At 39.0% G+C, this 1,435-nt stretch carries 2 protein-coding genes; both read left to right on the top strand.

Annotation, left to right across the window (positions count from 1 at the left end):
* The first annotated feature begins 80 nt into the window (after positions 1–80).
* The gene (locus ACIFOD_RS20330; RefSeq protein ID WP_430316019.1) at positions 81–401 is read left to right on the top strand and encodes a transposase; all 321 of its coding nucleotides are present in this window, start codon (positions 81–83) and stop codon (positions 399–401) included.
* Positions 398–1,345 carry an IS3 family transposase gene (locus ACIFOD_RS20325; protein WP_430316020.1) on the top strand — a complete coding sequence of 316 codons (948 nt, stop codon included), beginning with the start codon at positions 398–400 and terminating at the stop codon, positions 1,343–1,345. Before ACIFOD_RS20330 ends, ACIFOD_RS20325 begins: the two co-directional genes overlap by 4 nt.
* Positions 1,346–1,435 lie beyond the last annotated feature (90 nt).

Genomic DNA, 1,435 nt, shown 5'->3' with positions numbered 1-1,435 from the left:
TATATCTATTTAGCCCCCTAACTCATTTGGACACCTCATTCTAAAAATAATAAGATAGATGTATCAAAGGAGGAGTCCAAATGAGTAAACGAAATGGACCGATGGAAGATGTGAAAAAACAATATGTTCGTATGGCGTTAGAGTCAGGAAACATGGCTTTTATCGCTCGTAAAACAGGTGTGAATAAATCGACTCTTGCTAATTGGGTAAAACAATACCGTGATGAGATTGAAGAAGAGATGAGACGAGAAGGCGTGTCTCCCTTATCTAAAACCTCTTCAGAAGATGATATTCAAAAGAAGTACGACCATGCCATGAAGCTGCTTGGTGAGAAAGAACTTGAAGTGACCATGCTTCGTGAAATGCTAAAAAAAAAGTTTCCGGACTTTCCGAGCGAATAGAATTTGCGCATGAATGGATCCTGGCAGGTTTTCCTGCGACCCGAGTGCTAAACATTGTTTCTGTACACCGAAGTACGTATTACCATAGACTGTCTCATCCACTGGTAAAACAAGTGAGCACAGGAGGAAGACCTAAACCAGGGTACTCCCGAACCAAGAAAGGCAAAAAAGTTAAAGATACAAAAATAAAGGAATACCTATTAGAGTTAATTGAGGGTGAAGAAGCTATATACGGCTATCGAAAACTCACCAAATCCTTACGTAAGATCTATCAATTAATTATTAATAAAAAAAAGGTTTATCGCTTGTGTAAGGAGTTAGACATTCTCATGCCTCAACGAGAGAAGAAACAAAAATATCCTAGAAAACTTGCGAGAAACCGTGAAGTGACAGCTCCTAATCAATTGTGGCAGCTGGATATTAAATATGGATATGTATTGTCCTCTCGGCGTTATTTCTTTCTCGCAAGCGCCATTGATGTCTACGATCGTACGATCGTTGGTCATTACAGAGGAACCGTTTGCGAAGCCAAGCACATAACCAAGATGCTTCAAAAAGCTATGTTGAAAAGGGATATTCATATCCCTGAAGAAAACGACAACGACACACCAAAGTTAATCGTCCGAACGGATAATGGTCCACAATTTTGTAGTAACCATTTTCGTGCTTTTTGTGCTGATCAGATGAAGGTAGAACATGAAAGGATTCCACCTAAATCACCTAACCTAAATGCTTATATTGAATCGTTTCATAGCGTATTAGAGCGAGAGTGTTACCAACGGAACGAATTCATCACCTTTGAACATGCCTATAAAGTAGTTGATGATTATATTACGTTTTACAATGAAGAGAGATTTCATGGGAGCTTAAAAGACGCTTCCCCACATGAATACTTTGAGAAGTGGCAAAACAATCAACTTGAGCCACTCAAGCTAACCATGTGACCTCTTATTCTTTGAACTGGTAACCAGTTTAAAGAATAAGAGGCCAGCAAGCGAGAGCGCGGTAGAAAAATAAAAAACTAAGCAATCTTA

Source organism: Rossellomorea sp. NRS-1567, assembly GCF_050467885.1.
In the GTDB taxonomy this organism is placed as follows: Bacteria; Bacillota; Bacilli; order Bacillales; family Bacillaceae_B; genus Rossellomorea; species Rossellomorea aquimaris_C.
The sequence above is the reverse complement of the archived record's forward strand: the minus strand, read 5'-3'. Positions and strand labels throughout refer to the sequence as shown.

Coding starts and splice junctions, on each gene's coding strand:
- ACIFOD_RS20330 (WP_430316019.1), top strand. CDS start 81: ATGAGTAAACGAAATGGACCGATGGAAGATGTGAAAAAACAATATGTT.